Raw genomic sequence first — 16,910 nt, 5'->3', positions numbered from 1 at the left:
GGGTGGCTCCGGCCGCCGGTTGGCCGGTGTGCTCAGGTGGCGCGTAGCCCCTGGTCGGTGAAGGTGATGAGCCACTCGAAGCTCTCGTCGACGTCGGTGCTCCACTGGAAGCCGTTGGCGGCCTGCAGGGTGGCGAAGCCGTGGAAGAGGCTGCGGAGCATGCGCAGGGCGTGGTTGGTGTCGGTTGCGTCGATCCGGTAGCCGCTCAGGATGGCGGTGAAGGCGACGAGGAGTTGTTGGCCGGCGGTGGCCAGGGGGTCGTCGGGGCCGGTGGGTTCGAGGCCGATGGTGGCGGAGTAGCGGCCTGGGTGTTCCAGGACGAAGGTGCGGAAGGCGTGTGCGGCGGCGGCCAGGGCGTCGCGGCCGGTGTGTCCTCGGACGGCGTGGCCGACGGCGTCGGCGGTCTGGCTCAGGGCCAGGGCGGCGACGCGTCGCTGGAGGTCGTCCAGGCTGTTGACGTGTTTGTACAGGGACGGGGTGCGTACGCCCAGGCGTTGGGCGAGCAGGCCCATGGTCAGGTTGGTGATGCCGACCTCGTCGGCGAGGGCGGCGGCGGCGGTGACCACGGTGGTGGGGTCCAGGCCGGCCCTAGGCACGGGCGGCGTCCGTGCGCAGGAAGGTGAGGATGAGGGAGGCGACCTGGTCGGGGAACTGGTCGTGGGGGTAGTGTCCGGCGCCCTGGATCATGTCGAGGTGGCCGAGGCCGGTGGGCAGGGCGTCGATGATGGCTGAGCCTTCGGCGTGCGGGTCGGCCCAGTCGGGGTCGTGGGTGCCCATGATGACGAGGACGGGGCAGCGGACGTGGGGGAGTCGGGCGCCGGCGTCGGTGGGGGCGCTGGCGCCCATGCCGCGCATGGCCTTCATGCGGCCTGGTTCGCGTAGGAGGGACTCGATGTGTTGGATGCGTCGGGTCCAGTGGGCGGGTTTGGTTCCGGGGTAGGCGAGGTCGAGGTAGGAGCGCCAGAGGGGGACGCTGCCGAGGGCGGCTGTGCCGAGGAGTCGGAGCATGCCCTGGCGGAAGCGTGTGACTCGCAGGTCGCTGAGGCGGAGGGACTGTGCGCGGGTGAAGGGCGCCAGTTCGACGACTGCGGTGATCAGGGAGGGTTCCTGTGCGGCGGCGATGGTGGCGGCGCCGCCGGAGACCGAGTGGCCGACGAGGATGGCGGGTCCGCCCAGGTGGCGGATGAGGGCGAGGAGGTCGCCGGCGATGGCGGTGCGGCTCCAGGCGGGCCAGTCGGTGCTGGATTGGCCGCAGCCGCGCAGGTCCAGGGCGGCGACCCGGTAGCCGGCGGCCACCAGTGGCGGGATGAGGGCGTGGTAGGCGGCGCGGCTGTCGCCCATGCCGTGGGCGAGGACGATCAGTGGGCCGGTGCCGGTCACTTCGTAGGCGATGGTGCCGTCGTCGAGGGTGAGGTGTTGGGTCATGGTGGCTCCAGGTGTGGCTAATGTCGTTAGCTAAAAGCTAATACGATTAGCCATTCCTGTCAACGGTTCCCCCGCCCGGTGCGGACGGGCACCGCGGGTAGCGGTGGCGACCTGCCCGGCGCCGGGGTCAGATGGCCATCAGGGCCTGGGCGTGGTCGTCGGTGAGGTCGGCCCGGTCGCCGGTGTGGACGACGCGTCCGGCGTCCAGGACGGTGACGGTGTCGGCGAGGCGGAGGGCGACGTCGAGGTACTGCTCGACGAGCAGGACGGTGATCCCCTGTGCGGCGATGTCGGTGATGGCGGTCTCGATCTCCTCGACGATGGAGGGCTGGATGCCCTCGGTGGGTTCGTCGAGCAACAGCAGGGTGGGATCGGTGACCAGGGCGCGGGCGATGGCCAGTTGTTGGGCCTGGCCTCCGGAGAGGTTGCCGGCGCGGCGGTTGAGGAGGGGTTTGAGGCGGGGGAAGCGGTCCAGGGCGGTGTCGATGAGTTCGGGGCCGCCGCGTCGGGTGGCGGTGTGGGCGACGTGGAGGTTCTCGGCGACGGTCAGGGGGGCGAAGGTGTCGTGTCCCTGGGGTGCGTAGGCCATGCCGTTGCGGACGCGGGTGTGCGGGGGGTGGCGGGTGATGGGGGTGCCGTTGTGGGTGATGGTGCCCTGGGTGGGGGTGATGAGTCCGGCGATGGTGTTGAGCAGGGTGGTCTTGCCGACGCCGTTGCGGCCCATGACGCAGGCGATGGTGCCGGTGTGGATGGTCAGGTTGATGTCGAAGAGGACGCGGGCGCGGCCGTATCCGGCGTGGAGTCGGCGGATGTCCAGGTGGGGGGTGCTCATGCGCGGGCTTTCTGGTGGGTGCGGCCGAGGTAGACCTGCTGGACGCGGGGGTCGTTCTGGACGGTGCTGACGTCGCCGTGGGTGAGGACGCGTCCTTCGTGCAGGACGGTGACCTGGTCGGCGTGGCGGCGCAGGAAGTCCATGTCGTGTTCGATGACGACGATGGTGTGGTCGGCGGCGATCTGGGTGAGGAGTTCGCCGGTGCGGGCGCGTTCGTCGGTGCTCATCCCGGCGACGGGTTCGTCGAGCAGGAGCAGGCGGGGCCGTTGGGCCAGGAGCATGGCGATCTCCAGCCATTGGCGTTGGCCGTGGGAGAGGGTGGCGGCTTTGGCGTGGGCGTGGGGGGTGAGGCCGACGCGGTCGAGGATGCCGGTGACGTGGTCGGGGCGGGTGCGTGGGGCGCGCAGGAGTTGCCAGGGCCGGAGGCGGTGGGAGGCGGCCAGGTCGACGTTGTCGGCGACGGTGAGTTCCTCGAAGACGACGCTGGTCTGGAAGGTGCGGCCGATGCCGGTGCGCACGATCTGGTGTTCGCTGCGTTTGTTGAGGGTGTGGCCGTTGAAGGTGATGGTGCCGTGGGTGGGGCGGGTGCGGCCGGTGATGGTGTCGATGAGGGTGGTCTTGCCCGCGCCGTTGGGGCCGATGAGGAAGCGGAGTTCGCCTTGGCCGATGGTGAGGTCGACGTTGTCCAGGGCGGTGAAGTCGCCGAAGGTGACGGTCAGGTCGGTGATGGTGAGCAGGCTCATGTGGGGCTCCCGGCCGTGGTGGGTTCCGGTGCGGGGGTGGGGGTGCGCCGTCGGGTGAGGGCGCGGGCGGCCTGGCGGGTGAGTCCGGCCAGACCCTGGGGGGCCAGGGCGATGACGAGGACGAACAGGGCGCCCTGGAGGTAGGTCCAGCCGTTGGCGAAGGTCTCGGCGAAGGTGGTCTGGGCGGCGTTGACCAGGACGGCGCCGGTGGCGGCTCCGGCGAGGGAGTGGCGGCCGCCCAGGGCGACGGCCAGGACCATCATGATCGAGGGGATGACGCCGACCAGGGTGGGGGAGATGATGCCGAGGATGGGGACGAAGAGGGCTCCGGCGATTCCGGCGGCCATGGCGGAGAGGGCGTAGGCCAGGGTCTTGGCCCAGGTGGGGTCGTAGCCCAGGTAGCGGACGCGGTCCTCGCCGTCGCGGATGGCGATGAGGAGTCTGCCGTAGCGGCTGCGGGTGATGTGGCGGAAGAGCAGGTAGAGGGCGGCCAGGGTGAGGACGGTGAGGGTGTAGAGGGTGGTTTGGGCGGTGGGGGAGTACAGGCTGTGTCCGGCGAAGACGGGGAAGTCGGTCAGGCCGTTGGAGCCGCCGGTGAGGTGCTGCTGTCCGATGAGGAGGATGACGAAGGCGGCGGCCAGGGCCTGGTTGAGGATGGCGAAGTAGGCGTCGCGGACGCGTTGGCGAAAGACGGACCAGCCCAGCAGGGCGGCCAGGGTGCCGGGGACGAGGACGGCGGCGGCGATGGCGGCGGCGGGGTGGGTCAGGGCGGTCCAGAACCAGGGGAGTTCGGTGCGCCCGGACCAGACCATGAACTGGGGGAGCTGGTCGGGGTTGAGGGGGTCGGCGGCGGTGCGGGCCAGGGTGAGGTGGATGGCCATGGCGTAGCCGCCCAGGCCGAAGTAGACGCCGTGGCCCAGGGTGAGCATGCCGCCGCGTCCCCAGGCCAGGGCGATGCCCAGGGCGACGATGGCGTAGCACAGGTACTGGGCCAGGAGGTTGAGGCGGAAGGGTTCGAGCAGGTGGGGCAGGACGAGGAGGGCGGCGGCGATGAGCGCGGTGAAGGTGAGGGGGCCGCGTAGGCGGGTGAGGGTGGTGGTCACGCGAGTGCCCTTGTCTTGGTGGTGAGCAGTCCTTGGGGGCGGGCCTGGAGGAGGGCGACGATGGCGGTGAAGACGATGAGTTTGGCCAGGGAGGCGTCGGTCCAGGCTTCGACGGTGGCGTTGAGGATGCCCAGGGCGAAGGCGGCCAGGACGGTGCCGCGCAGGTGGCCCAGGCCGCCGATGACCACGACGAGGAACGCGTCGACGATGTAGTTGGTGCCCAGGGTGGGGCCGGTGGGTCCGGTGAGGGTGAGGGCCACGCCCGCGATTCCGGCGAGTCCGGAGCCGATGACGAAGGTGGTGGCGTCGACGCGGCGGGTGTTGATGCCGGTGACGGAGGCCAGGTCGCGGTTGTGCAGGACGGCGCGCATCTGGCGTCCCTGGCGGGAGTGGTTGAGGTGGTGGGTGAGGGCGGCCACGGCCAGGAGGGCCAGGGCGAGGATGAACAGGCGGGCGTGGTGGAGGCGGATGTCGCCGGGAAGGGTGATGCCTCCGGTGAGCCAGTCGGGTGTGGGCACGTCGACGTTGGGTGCGCCGAAGATGTCGCGGGCGGCCTGTTGGAGGATCATGCCGATGCCGAAGGTGAGCAGGAGGGTGTCCAGGGGGCGTCCGTAGAAGTGGCGGATGAGGCCGAGTTCGAGGAGCCAGCCCAGGGCGCCGGTGACGGCGAAGGCGGCGGGCAGGGCGAGGATGAGGGCGGTGGTGGGGGAGAACCAGGTGTTGAGGACGTAGGTGGTGTAGGCGCCGACCATGATGAACTCGCCGTGGGCCATGTTGATGACGCCCATCTGGCCGAAGGTGAGGTTGAGGCCCAGGGCGGCCAGGAGGAGGACGGCGCCGATGGACAGGCCGACGGGCAGTTGGGTGAGCAGGGCGTCCACCGCGGCTCCTTTCGGGGGTGATGGGGTGGCGGCCGGGAGGGCGGGTCTCCCGGCCGCGTGCGGGGGCGGTGCCGTGGGTGCGGCCCGGGGTGGTGGCCGCTTCCCGTGCGGGGTGGTCAGCCGGTGAGGTCGGCGGCCCAGTCGTAGCCGTTCAGGTAGGGGTCGGGGGTGATCGGCTCGGGGGAGGTCCAGATCTGGTCGATGAGTCCGTCGTCGTTGATCTGGCCGATGCGGGCGGTCTTGATGACGTGCTGGGTGTCGCCGTCGATGGTGATGGTGCCTTCGGGGGCGTCGATGCTGATGCCGTCGAGGGCGGCGCGGACGTCGTCGACGGCGAAGCTGTCGGCTTCCTCGACGGCGGCCTTCCACAGGTAGACGGCGTTGTAGGCGGACTGCATGGGGTCGGAGGTGACGCGGTCGGCGCCGTAGGCGTCGGTGAAGGCCTCGACGAAACCGGTGTTGGTGTCGGTCTGGGTGGTCTGGTAGTAGTTCCAGGCCGTGAGGTGTCCGGCGATGTTGTCGGCGCCGATGCCCTCGATCTCCTCCTCGGCGACGCTGACGCTCAGGACGGGGGTGTCCTGGGGGGTGACCCCGGCCGAGCGCAGCTGTTGGAAGAAGCTGACGTTGGAGTCGCCGTTGAGGGTGTTGAAGACGGCGTCGGGTTCGGTGCGGGCGATGTCGTTGGCGATGGTGGAGTACTCGGTGTGGCCCAGGGGGGTGTACTCCTCGGCGGTGATCTCCATGCCGTGGGCGTCGGCGTAGGCGCCGATGATCTGGTTGGCGGTGCGGGGGAAGACGTAGTCGCTGCCCACGAGGTAGAGGTCGGTGTGGCCCTGTTCGCGCAGGTAGTCCAGGGCGGGGATGATCTGCTGGTTGGTGGTGGCGCCGGTGTAGACGATGTTGGGGGAGGCTTCCAGGCCTTCGTACTGGACCGGGTACCACAGCAGGCCGTTGTTGCGTTCGAAGACGGGGAGCATGGCCTTGCGGGAGGCGGAGGTCCATCCGCCGAAGACGGTGGCGACGTCGTCGGAGGCGAGGAGTTTTTGGGCGCGTTCGGCGAAGGTGGCCTCGTCGGAGGCGCCGTCCTCGATGACGGGTTCGATCTGGCGGCCCAGGACGCCGCCGTCGGCGTTGATCTCGTCGATGGCGAGCTGGACGGCGTCGCGGACGGTGACCTCGCTGATGGCCATGGTGCCGGACAGTGAGTGGAGCATGCCGACGGTGACGGTGTCCTCGTCGGTGCCGGAGGGGCCGCCGCCGGTGCAGGCGGTGGTGGTCAGGAGCAGGGCGCAGGCGGCCGCGGTGAGGGTGGTGGGCAGGGCGCCCAGGCGTGTGCGTGCCACGCCACCTCCTTGGGGGTCGGTGTCGGGGGACACCTAGGAGGCTGGGGGCGGGGTGTTTCGTGGGTCGCGTCGGGGGGTTACGTATACATGTCGGTATCCGGCGGGTCGTTAAATCCGTGTGGGGGCGGGGCTGGTAACGGTTTACTTGACATAATGTGCATTATCGGCGGTTCTGGATCCCTTGTGGGGTAGGGGTTGTGGGTGTTCGGGGTGTCAGTGGCGTCCGCTGGCGGTGGTGAGGGCGCCCAGGTCGAGGCGGATGCCTCGGGCGGTCAGGCGCCGTGCGCGGGCGTGGTGGTCAGGCGGCGGCCGAGGGTGCCGGTTTCCACTCCCGGAGTGCGGACGACGTCCGCCCGGTGTCCGGCGGTGGCGCCGCGCGTGAGGATGGACAGGTGGTCGGTCCCGGGGTGCGGGCCGAAGCGTCAGCGTCGCCGAGGAGGAGGGCGAGGGTGCGCGGCTGGGGCATGGGGGCATGCTCGGGCGGTCCCCCAGGAGCGGTGCCCCCTTCGCGGCATGTTTGATGCATAAATGATGTTATGCAGCTTTTTGGGATTTTTTGTAGCTGCATGCGTGTTCTGTGGTGCTTTGTCGACCTTGGTGCGGATCCGTGAGGTGTGGTGCGCGGATCCGGTCCGGGCCGATGGCGGGCCCCTCCCCCGTGTCCGGGGGCGTGCGGGGTGCCCTTCCCCTCCCCGCGCGCGTGGAGGGGCGTACCGCTCCCCCGCCTGCGGGCCCCTCCCGGCCATGGGTTGATCACGCACAGTTGTTTACTGTGTGCTTTTGGTGAACATCCTGTGCGGCTCCCCCGCCCCGGCACGTCGCCTGGAGCGCGCGCCCGGGCCGCGGCTACGGTGGCCGCAACGGCACCGCCTCCCTCCCGGCATCCGGGCCGGTCCCCCTCTCCGACGCAACGGACGACACCTGCGGGAGGACCGCGGCATGGCCATCGAGGACGACGAGCTCGCGCGCGTGGACGCCTACTGGCGGGCGGCGAACTACCTGTCGGTCGGTCAGATCTACCTGCTCGACAACCCGCTCCTGCGCCGGGAGCTGCGCCCCGAGCACGTCAAACCCCGGCTGCTGGGCCACTGGGGCACCAGCCCCGGCCTCAACTTCTGTTACGCCCACCTGAACCGGGTGATCACCGCACGCGACGTGAACATGATGTACGTGCTGGGTCCCGGGCACGGCGGACCGGCGGCGCTGGCCAACGCGTGGTTGGAGGGCACCTACAGCCAGGTGTACCGGCACGTGTCCCAGGACGAGGAGGGGATGCGGCGCCTGTTCCGCCAGTTCTCCTTCCCCGGAGGTGTGCCCAGCCACGTGGCGCCCCAGACCCCGGGGTCGATCCACGAGGGCGGTGAGCTGGGGTACTCGATGGCGCACGCGCACGGCGCGGCCTTCGACAACCCCGACCTGGTGGTGGCCTGCGTGGTGGGTGACGGGGAGGCCGAGACCGGTCCGCTGGCGGCCGGCTGGCACGCCACCTCGTTCCTGGACCCGGTGCGCGACGGCGCGGTCCTGCCGATCCTGCACCTGAACGGGTACAAGATCGCCAACCCGACGGTGCTGGCGCGGGTGCCCGAGACGGAGTTGACCGCCTTCTTCGAGGGACTGGGCTACCGGCCGTTGCTGGTGGCGGGTGAGGAACCGGAGGCGATGCACCGGCGCATGGCGCGGGTGTTGGACGAGGCGATGGACATGATCGCCGGGATCTGGAGCACGGCGCGCGCCGGCGGCCTCCGTGGTCGGCCGGTGTGGCCGCTGGTGGTGCTGCGCTCCCCCAAGGGGTGGACCGGTCCCAAGGAGGTGGACGGTGTCCCGGTGGAGGGGACGTGGCGTTCCCACCAGGTGCCGTTGGCGCGGGTGCGTGAGGACGCCGGTCACCTGCGGTCGTTGGAGCGGTGGATGCGGTCCTACCGGCCCGAGGAGCTGTTCGGGGACTCGGGCGGGCCGGTGGAGGCGGTGCGGTCGGTGGCGCCCCGGGGTGAGCGGCGGATGAGCGCCAATCCGCACGCCAACGGCGGGCTGCTGCTGCGCGATCTGGAGTTGCCGGACTTTCGTGACCACGCGGTCGAGGTCGGCGGGCACGGTGTGGTCACCGCTGAGGCCACCCGGGTGCTGGGCGGGTACCTGCGCGAGGTGGTGCGGGCCAACCCGGACACCTTCCGGTTGGTGGGGCCGGACGAGACGGCCTCGAACCGGCTCTCGGCACTGTTCGAGGTCTCGGACAAGGTGTGGGAGGAGGGGCTGCTCGCCACCGACGAGCATCTGGGGCGGCACGGGCGGGTGATGGAGGTGCTGAGCGAGCACCTGTGCCAGGGGTGGTTGGAGGGGTACCTGCTGACCGGGCGGCACGGGGTGTTCAACTGCTACGAGGCGTTCGTGCACATCGTGGACTCGATGTTCAACCAGCACGCCAAGTGGTTGAAGGTGTCCCGGGAGCTGCCGTGGCGGCCTCCGATCGCGTCGTTGAACTACCTGTTGACCTCGCACGTGTGGCGGCAGGACCACAACGGGTTCACCCACCAGGATCCGGGGTTCCTGGACGTGGTGTTGAACAAGCCCGCCGCGCTGGTGCGGGTGTACCTGCCGCCGGACGCCAACACGCTGCTGTCGGTGGTGGACCACTGTCTGCGGTCGCGGGACCACGTGAACGTGGTGGTGGCGGGCAAGCAGCCCGAGCCGGTGTACCTGTCGATGGAGGAGGCGGTCGCGCACTGCGGGCGCGGGATCGGGATCTGGGAGTGGGCCAGTACGGACGGGGGCGCGGATCCGGACGTGGTGTTGGCGTGCGCGGGTGACGTGCCGACGTTGGAGACGTTGGCGGCGGTGGACCTGTTGCGCGGCTCGTTTCCGGACCTGCGGGTGCGGGTGGTGAACGTGGTGGATCTGATGCGGTTGCTGCCCGAGCAGACGCATCCGCACGGGTTGTCGGACGCCGAGTACGAGGCGTTGTTCACCACGGACAGGCCGGTGGTCTTCGCGTTCCACGGGTATCCGTGGCTGGTGCACCGGCTGACCTACCGGCGTCGGGGCCACGGGAACCTGCACGTGCGCGGTTACAAGGAGGAGGGCACCACGACCACCCCCTTCGACATGGTGATGCTCAACGACCTGGACCGGTACCACCTGGTGATGGACGTGATCGACCGGGTTCCGGGGTTGGCTCGCAGGTCCGCGCACGTGCGGCAGCGGATGGTGGACGCGCGGGCCCGGGACCGGGCCCACACGCGCGAGTTCGGGGAGGATCCGGCGCGGATCCGGGAGTGGGTGTGGCCGTACTGATGCGGGTGTTGGCGGTCAACGCGGGGTCGAGCAGCCTGAAGCTGAGCGTGGTGGACGGTGGGGCGCTGGTCGGTGAGGTGTCGGTTCCGGCCGAGCGCGGGGTGTGGGACCGGGTTGTGGTGGAGGAGGCGGTGCGGGGGCTGCCCGAGCCGGAGGCGGTGGGGCACCGTGTGGTGCACGGGGGGCGGGAGTTCGTCCGTCCTGTGCGGTTGGACCCTGGTGTGGTGGAGCGGTTGCGGGCGTTGCGGGGGTTGGCGCCGTTGCATCAGGGCGCGTCGTTGGCGGGGATCGAGCTGGTGGGGCGGGTGCTGCCGGATACGGCGGCGGTGGCGTGTTTCGACACGGCCTTCCACGCGGATCTGCCTGAGGAGGCGGCGCGGTACGCGGTGCCGGAGCGGTGGTGGCGCGAGTGGGGGGTGCGCCGGTACGGGTTCCACGGGTTGTCGCACGCCTACGCGTCGCGGCGGGCGGTGGAGTGGGCCGGTGGCGAGCGGGTGGTGGTGGCGCATCTGGGTTCGGGGGCGTCGTTGTCGGCGGTGCTGCGGGGGCGGTGTGTGGACACCACGATGGGGTTCACGCCGTTGGAGGGGCTGGTGATGGCGACCCGGTCGGGGACGGTGGATCCGGGGTTGGTGGTGTGGTTGCAGGAGTGTGCGGGGTTGTCGGTGCGGCGGGTGAGTGAGGTGTTGGAGGAGGAGTCGGGGTTGGTGGGGTTGGCGGGGACCGCGGATATGCGTGAGGTGGTGGAGCGGCGGGACGCGGCGGCGGTGCTGGCGTTGGGGGTGTACGTGCACCGGTTGCGTGCGGGGGTGGCGGCGATGGCGGCCGCGATGGGCGGGGTGGACACGGTGGTGTTCACCGGTGGTGTGGGCGAGAACGCCGCGCGGGTGCGCTGGGAGGCGGCGCGGGGGTTGGGTTTCTTGGGGGTGCAGGTGGATCCGGCGGTGAACGCGGGTGTGCGGGGCGAGGGTGAGGTGGGGGTGGCGGGCGCGGCTGTGCGGTCGTTGGTGGTGCGGGCGCGTGAGGACGTGGAGATCGCGCGTGGGGTGTGCGCGGTGCTCGCCGGTAGCTCGTGAGGGAGTCGTACCAGCGGGTTCGGGTGGCGGGGGCGGTGGCCGGTGGGCCGCCGCCCCCGTGGGTCGTGTGCGGGAGGCCGCTCCCCCGGTGCGGGCGGGGTGTTCGATGGGTGTTCGAGTCCGGGTGGGTTGCGGGTGTGGGGGTGGTGCGGAGTCGGGGATGCTGTGTGCATGAGTGGTGAACTGGCGGGGCTGGGGGCTCTGGAGGCGGTGGAGCGGTACCTGGTGGCGCGGGGGGCGGCCAAGCCGTCTCCGCACACGGTGGCGGCCTACCGGCGTGACCTGCGCGGGGTGCTGGGGTGTGTGGCGCGCACGCGTGGGTGTGATGTGGGTGAGGTGGGGTTGGCGGGGTTGGACGCGGGGGTGTTGCGGGGGGCGTTCGCGGAGTTCGCCGCGGAGCGGGCGGCCTCCAGTGTGGTGCGGGCGTGGTCGACGTGGAACGGGTTCTTGGATTTTTGGGTGTCGGAGGGGGTGGTGGCCGGTAATCCGATGTCGGCGGTGCCGCGGCCGCGGTTGCGGCCCTCGGGTCCCAAGCCGTTGATGGGTGAGGACACTCCGGAGCGGTTGTTGGAGGCGTTGGCGCGGGGGGCGCGTCGGGCGCGGGATCCGTGGCCGGAGCGGGATCTGGCGGTGTTGGCGTTGGCGTTGTTGACGGGGATGCGGTCGGCGGAGATGTTGGCGCTGCGGGTGGAGTCGGTGGGGGGCCGTGCGGGTGAGCGGCGGATCCGGGTGGTGGGCAAGGGGGGCGGTGAGCGGGTGCTGCCGATCGAGGTGCCGTTGGAGGCGTTGTTGGAGTCGTATCTGGAGTCGCGGCGCGGGCGGTTCGGTGCGGTGCGGGGGGCGGATCCGTTGTTGGTGGACAACCGGGGTGAGGGGTTGCGCCGGGGCGGGTTGCAGTATCTGGTGCGGCAGTGTTACCGGCACGCGGGGGTGCACGACCGGGTGGCGCGGGGGACGCTGGTGCACGCGTTGCGGCACACGTTCGCGACGCGGTTGGCTGAGGACGGGGCGTCGGTGAGCGAGATCATGCATCTGTTGGGGCATGCGTCGGTGGCGTCGTCGCAGGCCTATATCGAGGTGACGGCGCGGGCGCAGCGGGAGGCGGCGGGGTCGAACCGGACCTATGGGGTGGTGCGGCGGTTGGTGGGTGAGCGCGGGGACGGGTGAGGGTGGGGATGGCTACTCTGTGCCTGTGATGAACGGTTTCGAGGTGTCCACGGTCAACGTCAACGGTCTGCGCGCGGCGGCGAGGAAGGACCCGGGGTTCTTGGAGTGGTTGTCGGCCACGAGCGCGGACGTGGTGTGTGTGCAGGAGACGCGGGCGGAGGCGGAGCAGTTGGCCGCGGAGGTGATCGCTCCGCAGGGGTGGCATGTGCTGTTGGCTCCGGCGGCGGCGCGGGGGCGTGCCGGGGTGGCGGTGTACTCGCGGGTGGAGCCGGACCAGACCCGGGTGGGGTTCGGCGCGGCGGAGTTCGAGGACTCGGGGCGGTACGTGGAGGTGGACCTGGGGCCGGTGACGGTGGCGAGCCTGTATCTGCCCTCGGGGGATGTGGGCACGCCCCGGCAGGAGGAGAAGGAGCGGTTCATGGAGGCGTTCCTGCCCTACCTGGTCAAGCGGCGTGCCCAGGTGGAGGGTCAGGGGCGTGACCTGGTGGTGTGCGGTGACTGGAACATCGCGCACCGGGAGGCGGATCTGAGGAACTGGCGGTCCAACCGGAAGAGTTCGGGGTTCTTGCCGCATGAGCGTGCGTGGATGTCGCGGGTGTTCGACGAGGCGGGGTATGTGGATGTCATGCGGTCGTTGATGCCGGATCGGGAGGGTCCGTACTCGTGGTGGACGTATCGGGGTCGGGCCTTCGACAACGACGCGGGGTGGCGGATCGACCTGGTCTGCGCGACGCCCGGGATCGCTGGGCGTGCGGTGTCTGCTCGTGTGGAGCGTGCCGGGAGCCATGCGGAGCGCTGGTCGGACCATGCGCCCGTCACGGTCGTGTTCGACGTGTAGGACTCGGTGCCCGGAGCCTTGGAGTGCTTGTGGTCGGGGTCGGGCTCTCCCGGTGGGACGGGGGTTCCGTTGTGGTGGGAGAGGCGTTTGGTGCAGGGCTCGGTGACGTGGGTTGCCGAGTACGGTTGGTGGTGCCTGATGATGCTCCGATGACGGTGCGCTACGGGGCTCGGTAGGAGGAGGGGTCATGGGTGTGCCGATCGTGCTGGTGCACGGGTTGCGGTTGTCGGGGAGCATGTGGCGTCCGCAGGTGGAGTGGTTGCGTGAGCGCGGGCGGACGGTGGTGGCGCCTGATCTGCCCGGGCACGGGTCGCGGCGGGGTGAGGTGTTCTCGCTGGGGTCGGCGGTGGACACGGTGCTGTCGGCGATCGACGGGGTGGGTGGTCGTGCCCTGTTGGTCGGGTTGAGTCTGGGCGGGTTCGTGTCGATCGCGGCGGCGGGGGTGGCCCAGGGCCGGGTGGCGGGTCTGGTGGCGGCCAGTTGCACGGCCAAGCCCGCGCAGTCGTTGGCGCAGGTGTACCGGATTCCGGCGGTGTTGATGGACCGGTTGCCGGATCGGGGCGCGGCGGTCAATGAGCGGTTCCACCGGTTGACGTTGCGTGATGGTGCGGCGGACGCGGCGTTGGACGGTGGTCTGGCGGTGGAGGCGGCCACGGCGGTGATCGACGAGATCTCGGAGATGGACGCGTTGGCGGCGTTGGGTGCGTATCCGGGGCCGGTGTGGTTGATCAACGGGTCGCGTGATCATTTCCGGATCCATGAGAAGAAGTTCTTCGACGTGTGCGCGGACGGCCGGTTGGTGAACGTGCCGCGGGCGGGGCACATGGTGAGTCTGGATCAGCCGGAGAATTTCTCGCGGATCGTGGCCGACGCCGCGGATGTGGTGTGGGTGCGTGAGCGTGGCCTGTCGGGTGGGGGTCGGCCCGGTCAGGTGGGGGCGGACGGGTCCTAGCGGGGGTCTGACACGAGGGGACCGGGGTGGTGCGTGGGTGCGCCGCCCCGGTCCTCTCGTGTCAGGGGGGTGTGGGGCCTGGTGCTGGTGCTGGGTGGCGGGCGAGGGGCTGGAGGGGGTGTGGCGCAGGACCCGGAAAGGCTGTCTAGGGGCGGGTCCGGTGTTTCTCGGTGTCCTGTGTGTCCAGGGGGGTGGTGGGGCGGGGTGGGGCGGGGTGGCGGAAGTAGATCATCGGGTTGTGGCGGCCGGTGCGTACGGGGGTGTGCAGGTCGAGTTCCTTCTTCAGGTCCTGGATGGCCTGGTGGGTGTGGGGGGCGCGGGCGGCGGAGGCGGTGAAGAAGGGGGTGGTGTTGTGGGTGAGCCATTTGAGGACGACGGCGCCTTCGGTGAAGGGCAGGGCGTGGCGTTGGTGGAAGACGTCGTGGACGCTGACAGGGGTGTGGGGGGCCAGGGTGGGCAGGAGGTGGTGGGTGTACCAGCGGGCGAAGCGGCCGTTGTGGGCGGCGTCGATGAACAGGTAGTCGATGTGCGGGGGCAGGTGGCCGGTGCGGGTGCGCACGTCGCCCTTGGTGAAGGTCCACCGGTCGGCGGCCAGGTGGTCGGGGACGTGGTGGGGTGCGTGGTCGACGATGTCGAAGGAGTACAGGTGGCCGGTGCCGTTGTCGCGCAGGGCGGACAGGATCCAGGTGGTGGACCAGCCGTAGTAGGTGCCGATCTCCACGACGTGGTCGGGGGTGGTCTGGCGTAGGAGGAGGTAGGTGATCTCGGCTTCGATGTCGTCGAGCTGGGCGGTCATGGTGGGGTCGGCGTTGGTGTGGTGGTCGCGTTGTTGGTCGCGGACGCGCGCCAGGTCGTCGCGGTGGGTGCGGTAGAGGTCGCTGATGTGGTCGAGGTCGATGGCTGGCGCGGTCGGCATGGGTGGGTCCTGTGGTCGGGTGCGGGTGGTTGATGGCTGCCGACCGTAACAGTGTGGTGTGTTTCCGTAGTGGGCTTGGTGGGTTTGCGGTGGTGGGGGTGTGTCGTGGGGTTTGGGGTTCTAGGGGTGGTTTCCAGGTGTGATGAGGCCGGAGTCGTAGGCGGCGATGACGGCTTGGGTGCGGTCGCGGACGCCGAGTTTGGCCAGGGTGTTGGACACGTGTGTTTTGACGGTCTGTAGGCCCAGGTGCAGGTGGGCGGCGATCTCGGCGTTGGTCAGGCCGTTGGCCATGAGGGTGAGGGTCTGAGCCTCGCGTTCGGTGAGGGTGGCCACGGCGCGGGCGGCGGGTGTGGGTGCGGTGGGTTGGGTGGCGGCCAGGGCGCGCAGGGCTGTGGGGAAGAGCAGGGTCTGGCCGTGGTGGACGATGCGGATGGCGGCCAGGATGTCCTCGGGCGGGGTGCGTTTGAGGAGGAATCCGCTGGCTCCGGCGCGTAGGGCGCCCCAGACGTGGTCGTCGTTGTCGAAGGTGGTCACGACGATGACGCGGGGCGGGTGGTCCAGGGTCCGGGTGAGGGTGTGGGTGGCCTGGATGCCGTCGAGCGCGGGCATGCGCACGTCCATGAGGATGACGTCGGGGCGGGTGCGTCGGACCAGGTCGGGTACGTCGGCGCCGTCTTCTGCCTGGCCGACGACCTCCATGTCGTCCTCGGCTTGGATGAGTGCGGCCAGTCCGGCGCGGATGAGGGCTTCGTCGTCGACCAGGGCGGTGCGGATCACGGGTGTGCTTTCCAGGTCAGGTGGAGGGTGAGGTTCCAGTGGGTGGTGGTGGGTCCGGCGGTGAGGGTGCCGCCGAGCAGGTGGGCGCGTTCGCGCATGCCGGTGATGCCGCGCCCGCCGGTGCGGCGGCGGGCGCGGGTGGTGGTGGGCAGGGGGTTGGTGAGGGTCAGGGTCAGGTCGGTGGGGGTGAGGTCCAGGGTGAGGGCGATGGGTTGGTGGGGGGCGTGGCGTAGGGCGTTGGTGAGGGCCTCTTGGGCGATGCGGTAGGTCTCGCGGGAGAGCAGGGCGGGTACGCGGGCGGGGTCTCCGGTGAGGGTGTAGGTCAGGTCGGTGCCGGTGTGGCGGGTGGCGGTGGCCAGGTGGGACAGGCGGGTCAGGTCGGGTGGGGGTGCGCGGGGGGTGGGGGTGTCCTCGCGCAGGACGCCCAGGGCGTGGTCGAGGTCGGCGGTGGCGGTGCGGGCGGCGTCGGCGATGTGGGTGAGGGCCTGGCGGGCGAAGTCGGGGTCGGTGTCGATGAGGCGGGCGGCGGTGGCGGCCTGGACGGTGACCACGGACAGGGCGTGGCCGAGGGTGTCGTGGAGTTCGCGGGCCAGGCGGTTGCGTTCGGCGAGGTTGTCGGCGTGGGCGTGGGCGGCGGCCAGGCGTTCGGCGGGTGAGGGGCCCAGGAGGTGGGGTGCCAGGCGGGACAGGAGGTGGCCGGTGAGGGCGACGGTGTAGGTGAGGGCGGTCAGCAGGGCCAGGCCCAGGAGGGGGCCGATGAGGCGTTGGTGGCGGGGCAGGTCGTGGATGGAGCCGAGCAGGAGGGAGTCGCGGGTGGCGGGTTGGGGGCCGTCGGGGATGAGGGGGGCGATGGCCAGGAGGAAGGCTTCGGTGAGGCCGACCATGGTGGCCATGCAGATGAGGAAGCCCAGGATCATGTGCAGGCACAGCCACAGGCTGGTGCGGGCGGTGGCGCGTGCGGTGGTGGGGTGTGGTGGGGGTCCGGTGGTGAGGGGGCCGCGCAGGAGGGTGTGGGCGAGGTGGAGTTGGGCGGTGCGCACGCCGGGGATGTGGGCGGTGGCCGCGACGGGGGCCAGGGTGAGGGCGATGGCCGCGGCCACGGCGTGGGGGGTGGTGCCGGTGGAGGAGTCGTCGCCGGTGACGACGCTGGTGATGACGACGGCGGCCATGGCGTAGGGGGTCAGCAGGGCGCCGCCGATGATGAGGTAGACCCAGCGTCGGTGGGTGTGGGGGCTGGTGAGGGGGCGGATGAGGGGGGCCAGGGTGCGCACCGGGTGATGGTGGCACAGGCGGGTGGGGGTGTGCCTCCCCCGTGTGGGTGAGTGGGGTGTTTCTCGGTTGGGGTGGGGATGGTGCGGGGGTGGTGGTGTGTTGCAGGTGTGGTGCCATCTCGGGCTCGGGGTGGCGAGTCGTCGCCAGTGTATGGCTCACGTCACATTGTGTGGGTTCGGTGGTGTTTACCGGGGTCAGTGGGAAATGTGATGAACCTTTCGTCCTATGGTGGGGCAAGTGACACGTAGTTCGACGCCGCCACAAGCGGCACACACGACAAAGTCGGGGCTGGCCCAC

The 16,910-nt window shown here is 70.6% G+C and carries 15 protein-coding genes; 5 read left to right on the top strand and 10 right to left on the bottom strand.

Going from position 1 to position 16,910, the window contains the following annotated elements; all coding sequences use genetic code 11:
* Positions 1–32: 32 nt before the first annotated feature.
* The 7 genes from ACTVAJ_RS04885 to urtA form a co-directional block, all read right to left on the bottom strand.
* Positions 33–596: a TetR/AcrR family transcriptional regulator gene (locus tag ACTVAJ_RS04885; protein WP_470386833.1), complete on the bottom strand. Its 564-nt coding sequence runs from the start codon at positions 594–596 to the stop codon at positions 33–35.
* Positions 589–1,425 (bottom strand): alpha/beta fold hydrolase, encoded by an 837-nt coding sequence (locus tag ACTVAJ_RS04880; protein WP_470386832.1) that lies wholly within the window; start codon positions 1,423–1,425, stop codon positions 589–591. Before ACTVAJ_RS04880 ends, ACTVAJ_RS04885 begins: the two co-directional genes overlap by 8 nt.
* Positions 1,426–1,552: 127 nt before the next feature.
* A complete protein-coding gene (gene urtE / locus ACTVAJ_RS04875; protein WP_470386831.1) occupies positions 1,553–2,257 on the bottom strand; it encodes an urea ABC transporter ATP-binding subunit UrtE in 705 nt (234 codons plus the stop codon).
* On the bottom strand, positions 2,254–3,000 hold the full coding sequence (gene urtD / locus ACTVAJ_RS04870) for an urea ABC transporter ATP-binding protein UrtD (RefSeq protein WP_470386830.1): 747 nt from the start codon (positions 2,998–3,000) through the stop codon (positions 2,254–2,256). Before urtD ends, urtE begins: the two co-directional genes overlap by 4 nt.
* Positions 2,997–4,103, bottom strand: a complete 1,107-nt coding sequence (gene urtC / locus ACTVAJ_RS04865) for an urea ABC transporter permease subunit UrtC (RefSeq protein WP_470386829.1) — start codon at positions 4,101–4,103, stop codon at positions 2,997–2,999. The genes urtD and urtC overlap by 4 nt, the downstream gene beginning before the upstream one ends.
* Positions 4,100–4,984 (bottom strand): urea ABC transporter permease subunit UrtB, encoded by an 885-nt coding sequence (gene urtB / locus ACTVAJ_RS04860; protein WP_470386828.1) that lies wholly within the window; start codon positions 4,982–4,984, stop codon positions 4,100–4,102. The genes urtC and urtB overlap by 4 nt, the downstream gene beginning before the upstream one ends.
* 116 nt (positions 4,985–5,100) lie before the next feature.
* The gene (gene urtA, locus ACTVAJ_RS04855) at positions 5,101–6,327 is read right to left on the bottom strand and encodes an urea ABC transporter substrate-binding protein (protein WP_470386827.1); all 1,227 of its coding nucleotides are present in this window, start codon (positions 6,325–6,327) and stop codon (positions 5,101–5,103) included.
* Between the two features lie 939 nt (positions 6,328–7,266).
* Between urtA and ACTVAJ_RS04850 the strand changes: the two genes are divergently transcribed.
* The 5 genes from ACTVAJ_RS04850 to ACTVAJ_RS04830 all read left to right on the top strand — a co-directional run bounded on the left by ACTVAJ_RS04850 (position 7,267) and on the right by ACTVAJ_RS04830 (position 13,648).
* Positions 7,267–9,615, top strand: a complete 2,349-nt coding sequence (locus tag ACTVAJ_RS04850) for a phosphoketolase family protein (RefSeq protein ID WP_470386826.1) — start codon at positions 7,267–7,269, stop codon at positions 9,613–9,615.
* The gene (locus ACTVAJ_RS04845) at positions 9,615–10,691 is read left to right on the top strand and encodes an acetate/propionate family kinase (protein ID WP_470386963.1); all 1,077 of its coding nucleotides are present in this window, start codon (positions 9,615–9,617) and stop codon (positions 10,689–10,691) included. Before ACTVAJ_RS04850 ends, ACTVAJ_RS04845 begins: the two co-directional genes overlap by 1 nt.
* Positions 10,692–10,862: 171 nt before the next feature.
* The gene (locus ACTVAJ_RS04840; RefSeq protein WP_470386825.1) at positions 10,863–11,858 is read left to right on the top strand and encodes a tyrosine-type recombinase/integrase; all 996 of its coding nucleotides are present in this window, start codon (positions 10,863–10,865) and stop codon (positions 11,856–11,858) included.
* A 28-nt stretch (positions 11,859–11,886) separates the two neighbouring features.
* A complete protein-coding gene (locus ACTVAJ_RS04835; RefSeq protein WP_470386824.1) occupies positions 11,887–12,696 on the top strand; it encodes an exodeoxyribonuclease III in 810 nt (269 codons plus the stop codon).
* A 187-nt stretch (positions 12,697–12,883) separates the two neighbouring features.
* On the top strand, positions 12,884–13,648 hold the full coding sequence (locus tag ACTVAJ_RS04830) for an alpha/beta fold hydrolase (protein ID WP_470386823.1): 765 nt from the start codon (positions 12,884–12,886) through the stop codon (positions 13,646–13,648).
* A 145-nt stretch (positions 13,649–13,793) separates the two neighbouring features.
* Here ACTVAJ_RS04830 and ACTVAJ_RS04825 read toward each other — a convergent pair whose 3' ends face one another.
* From ACTVAJ_RS04825 to ACTVAJ_RS04815, 3 genes are all read right to left on the bottom strand, one after another.
* Positions 13,794–14,564, bottom strand: a complete 771-nt coding sequence (locus tag ACTVAJ_RS04825; RefSeq protein WP_470386822.1) for a class I SAM-dependent methyltransferase — start codon at positions 14,562–14,564, stop codon at positions 13,794–13,796.
* 120 nt (positions 14,565–14,684) lie between these two features.
* Positions 14,685–15,341, bottom strand: a complete 657-nt coding sequence (locus ACTVAJ_RS04820) for a response regulator (RefSeq protein WP_470386821.1) — start codon at positions 15,339–15,341, stop codon at positions 14,685–14,687.
* The gene (locus ACTVAJ_RS04815; protein WP_470386820.1) at positions 15,338–16,612 is read right to left on the bottom strand and encodes a histidine kinase; all 1,275 of its coding nucleotides are present in this window, start codon (positions 16,610–16,612) and stop codon (positions 15,338–15,340) included. Before ACTVAJ_RS04815 ends, ACTVAJ_RS04820 begins: the two co-directional genes overlap by 4 nt.
* Positions 16,613–16,910 lie beyond the last annotated feature (298 nt).

The sequence above is a fragment of the Nocardiopsis sp. KDC1DS13DA1 genome (genome assembly GCF_055632325.1).
Note: the sequence above shows the minus strand (reverse complement) of the source record. Positions and strands in the feature narration are given on the sequence as shown.

Bases quoted from the DNA above. Each gene is read 5' to 3' on its own strand.
- ACTVAJ_RS04880 (WP_470386832.1), bottom strand. From the start codon at position 1,425: ATGACCCAACACCTCACCCTCGACGACGGCACCATCGCCTACGAAGTG.
- urtE (WP_470386831.1), bottom strand. From the start codon at position 2,257: ATGAGCACCCCCCACCTGGACATCCGCCGACTCCACGCCGGATACGGC.
- urtD (WP_470386830.1), bottom strand. From the start codon at position 3,000: ATGAGCCTGCTCACCATCACCGACCTGACCGTCACCTTCGGCGACTTC.
- ACTVAJ_RS04850 (WP_470386826.1), top strand. From the start codon at position 7,267: ATGGCCATCGAGGACGACGAGCTCGCGCGCGTGGACGCCTACTGGCGG.
- ACTVAJ_RS04845 (WP_470386963.1), top strand. From the start codon at position 9,615: ATGCGGGTGTTGGCGGTCAACGCGGGGTCGAGCAGCCTGAAGCTGAGC.
- ACTVAJ_RS04840 (WP_470386825.1), top strand. From the start codon at position 10,863: ATGAGTGGTGAACTGGCGGGGCTGGGGGCTCTGGAGGCGGTGGAGCGG.
- ACTVAJ_RS04835 (WP_470386824.1), top strand. From the start codon at position 11,887: ATGAACGGTTTCGAGGTGTCCACGGTCAACGTCAACGGTCTGCGCGCG.
- ACTVAJ_RS04830 (WP_470386823.1), top strand. From the start codon at position 12,884: ATGGGTGTGCCGATCGTGCTGGTGCACGGGTTGCGGTTGTCGGGGAGC.
- ACTVAJ_RS04825 (WP_470386822.1), bottom strand. From the start codon at position 14,564: ATGCCGACCGCGCCAGCCATCGACCTCGACCACATCAGCGACCTCTAC.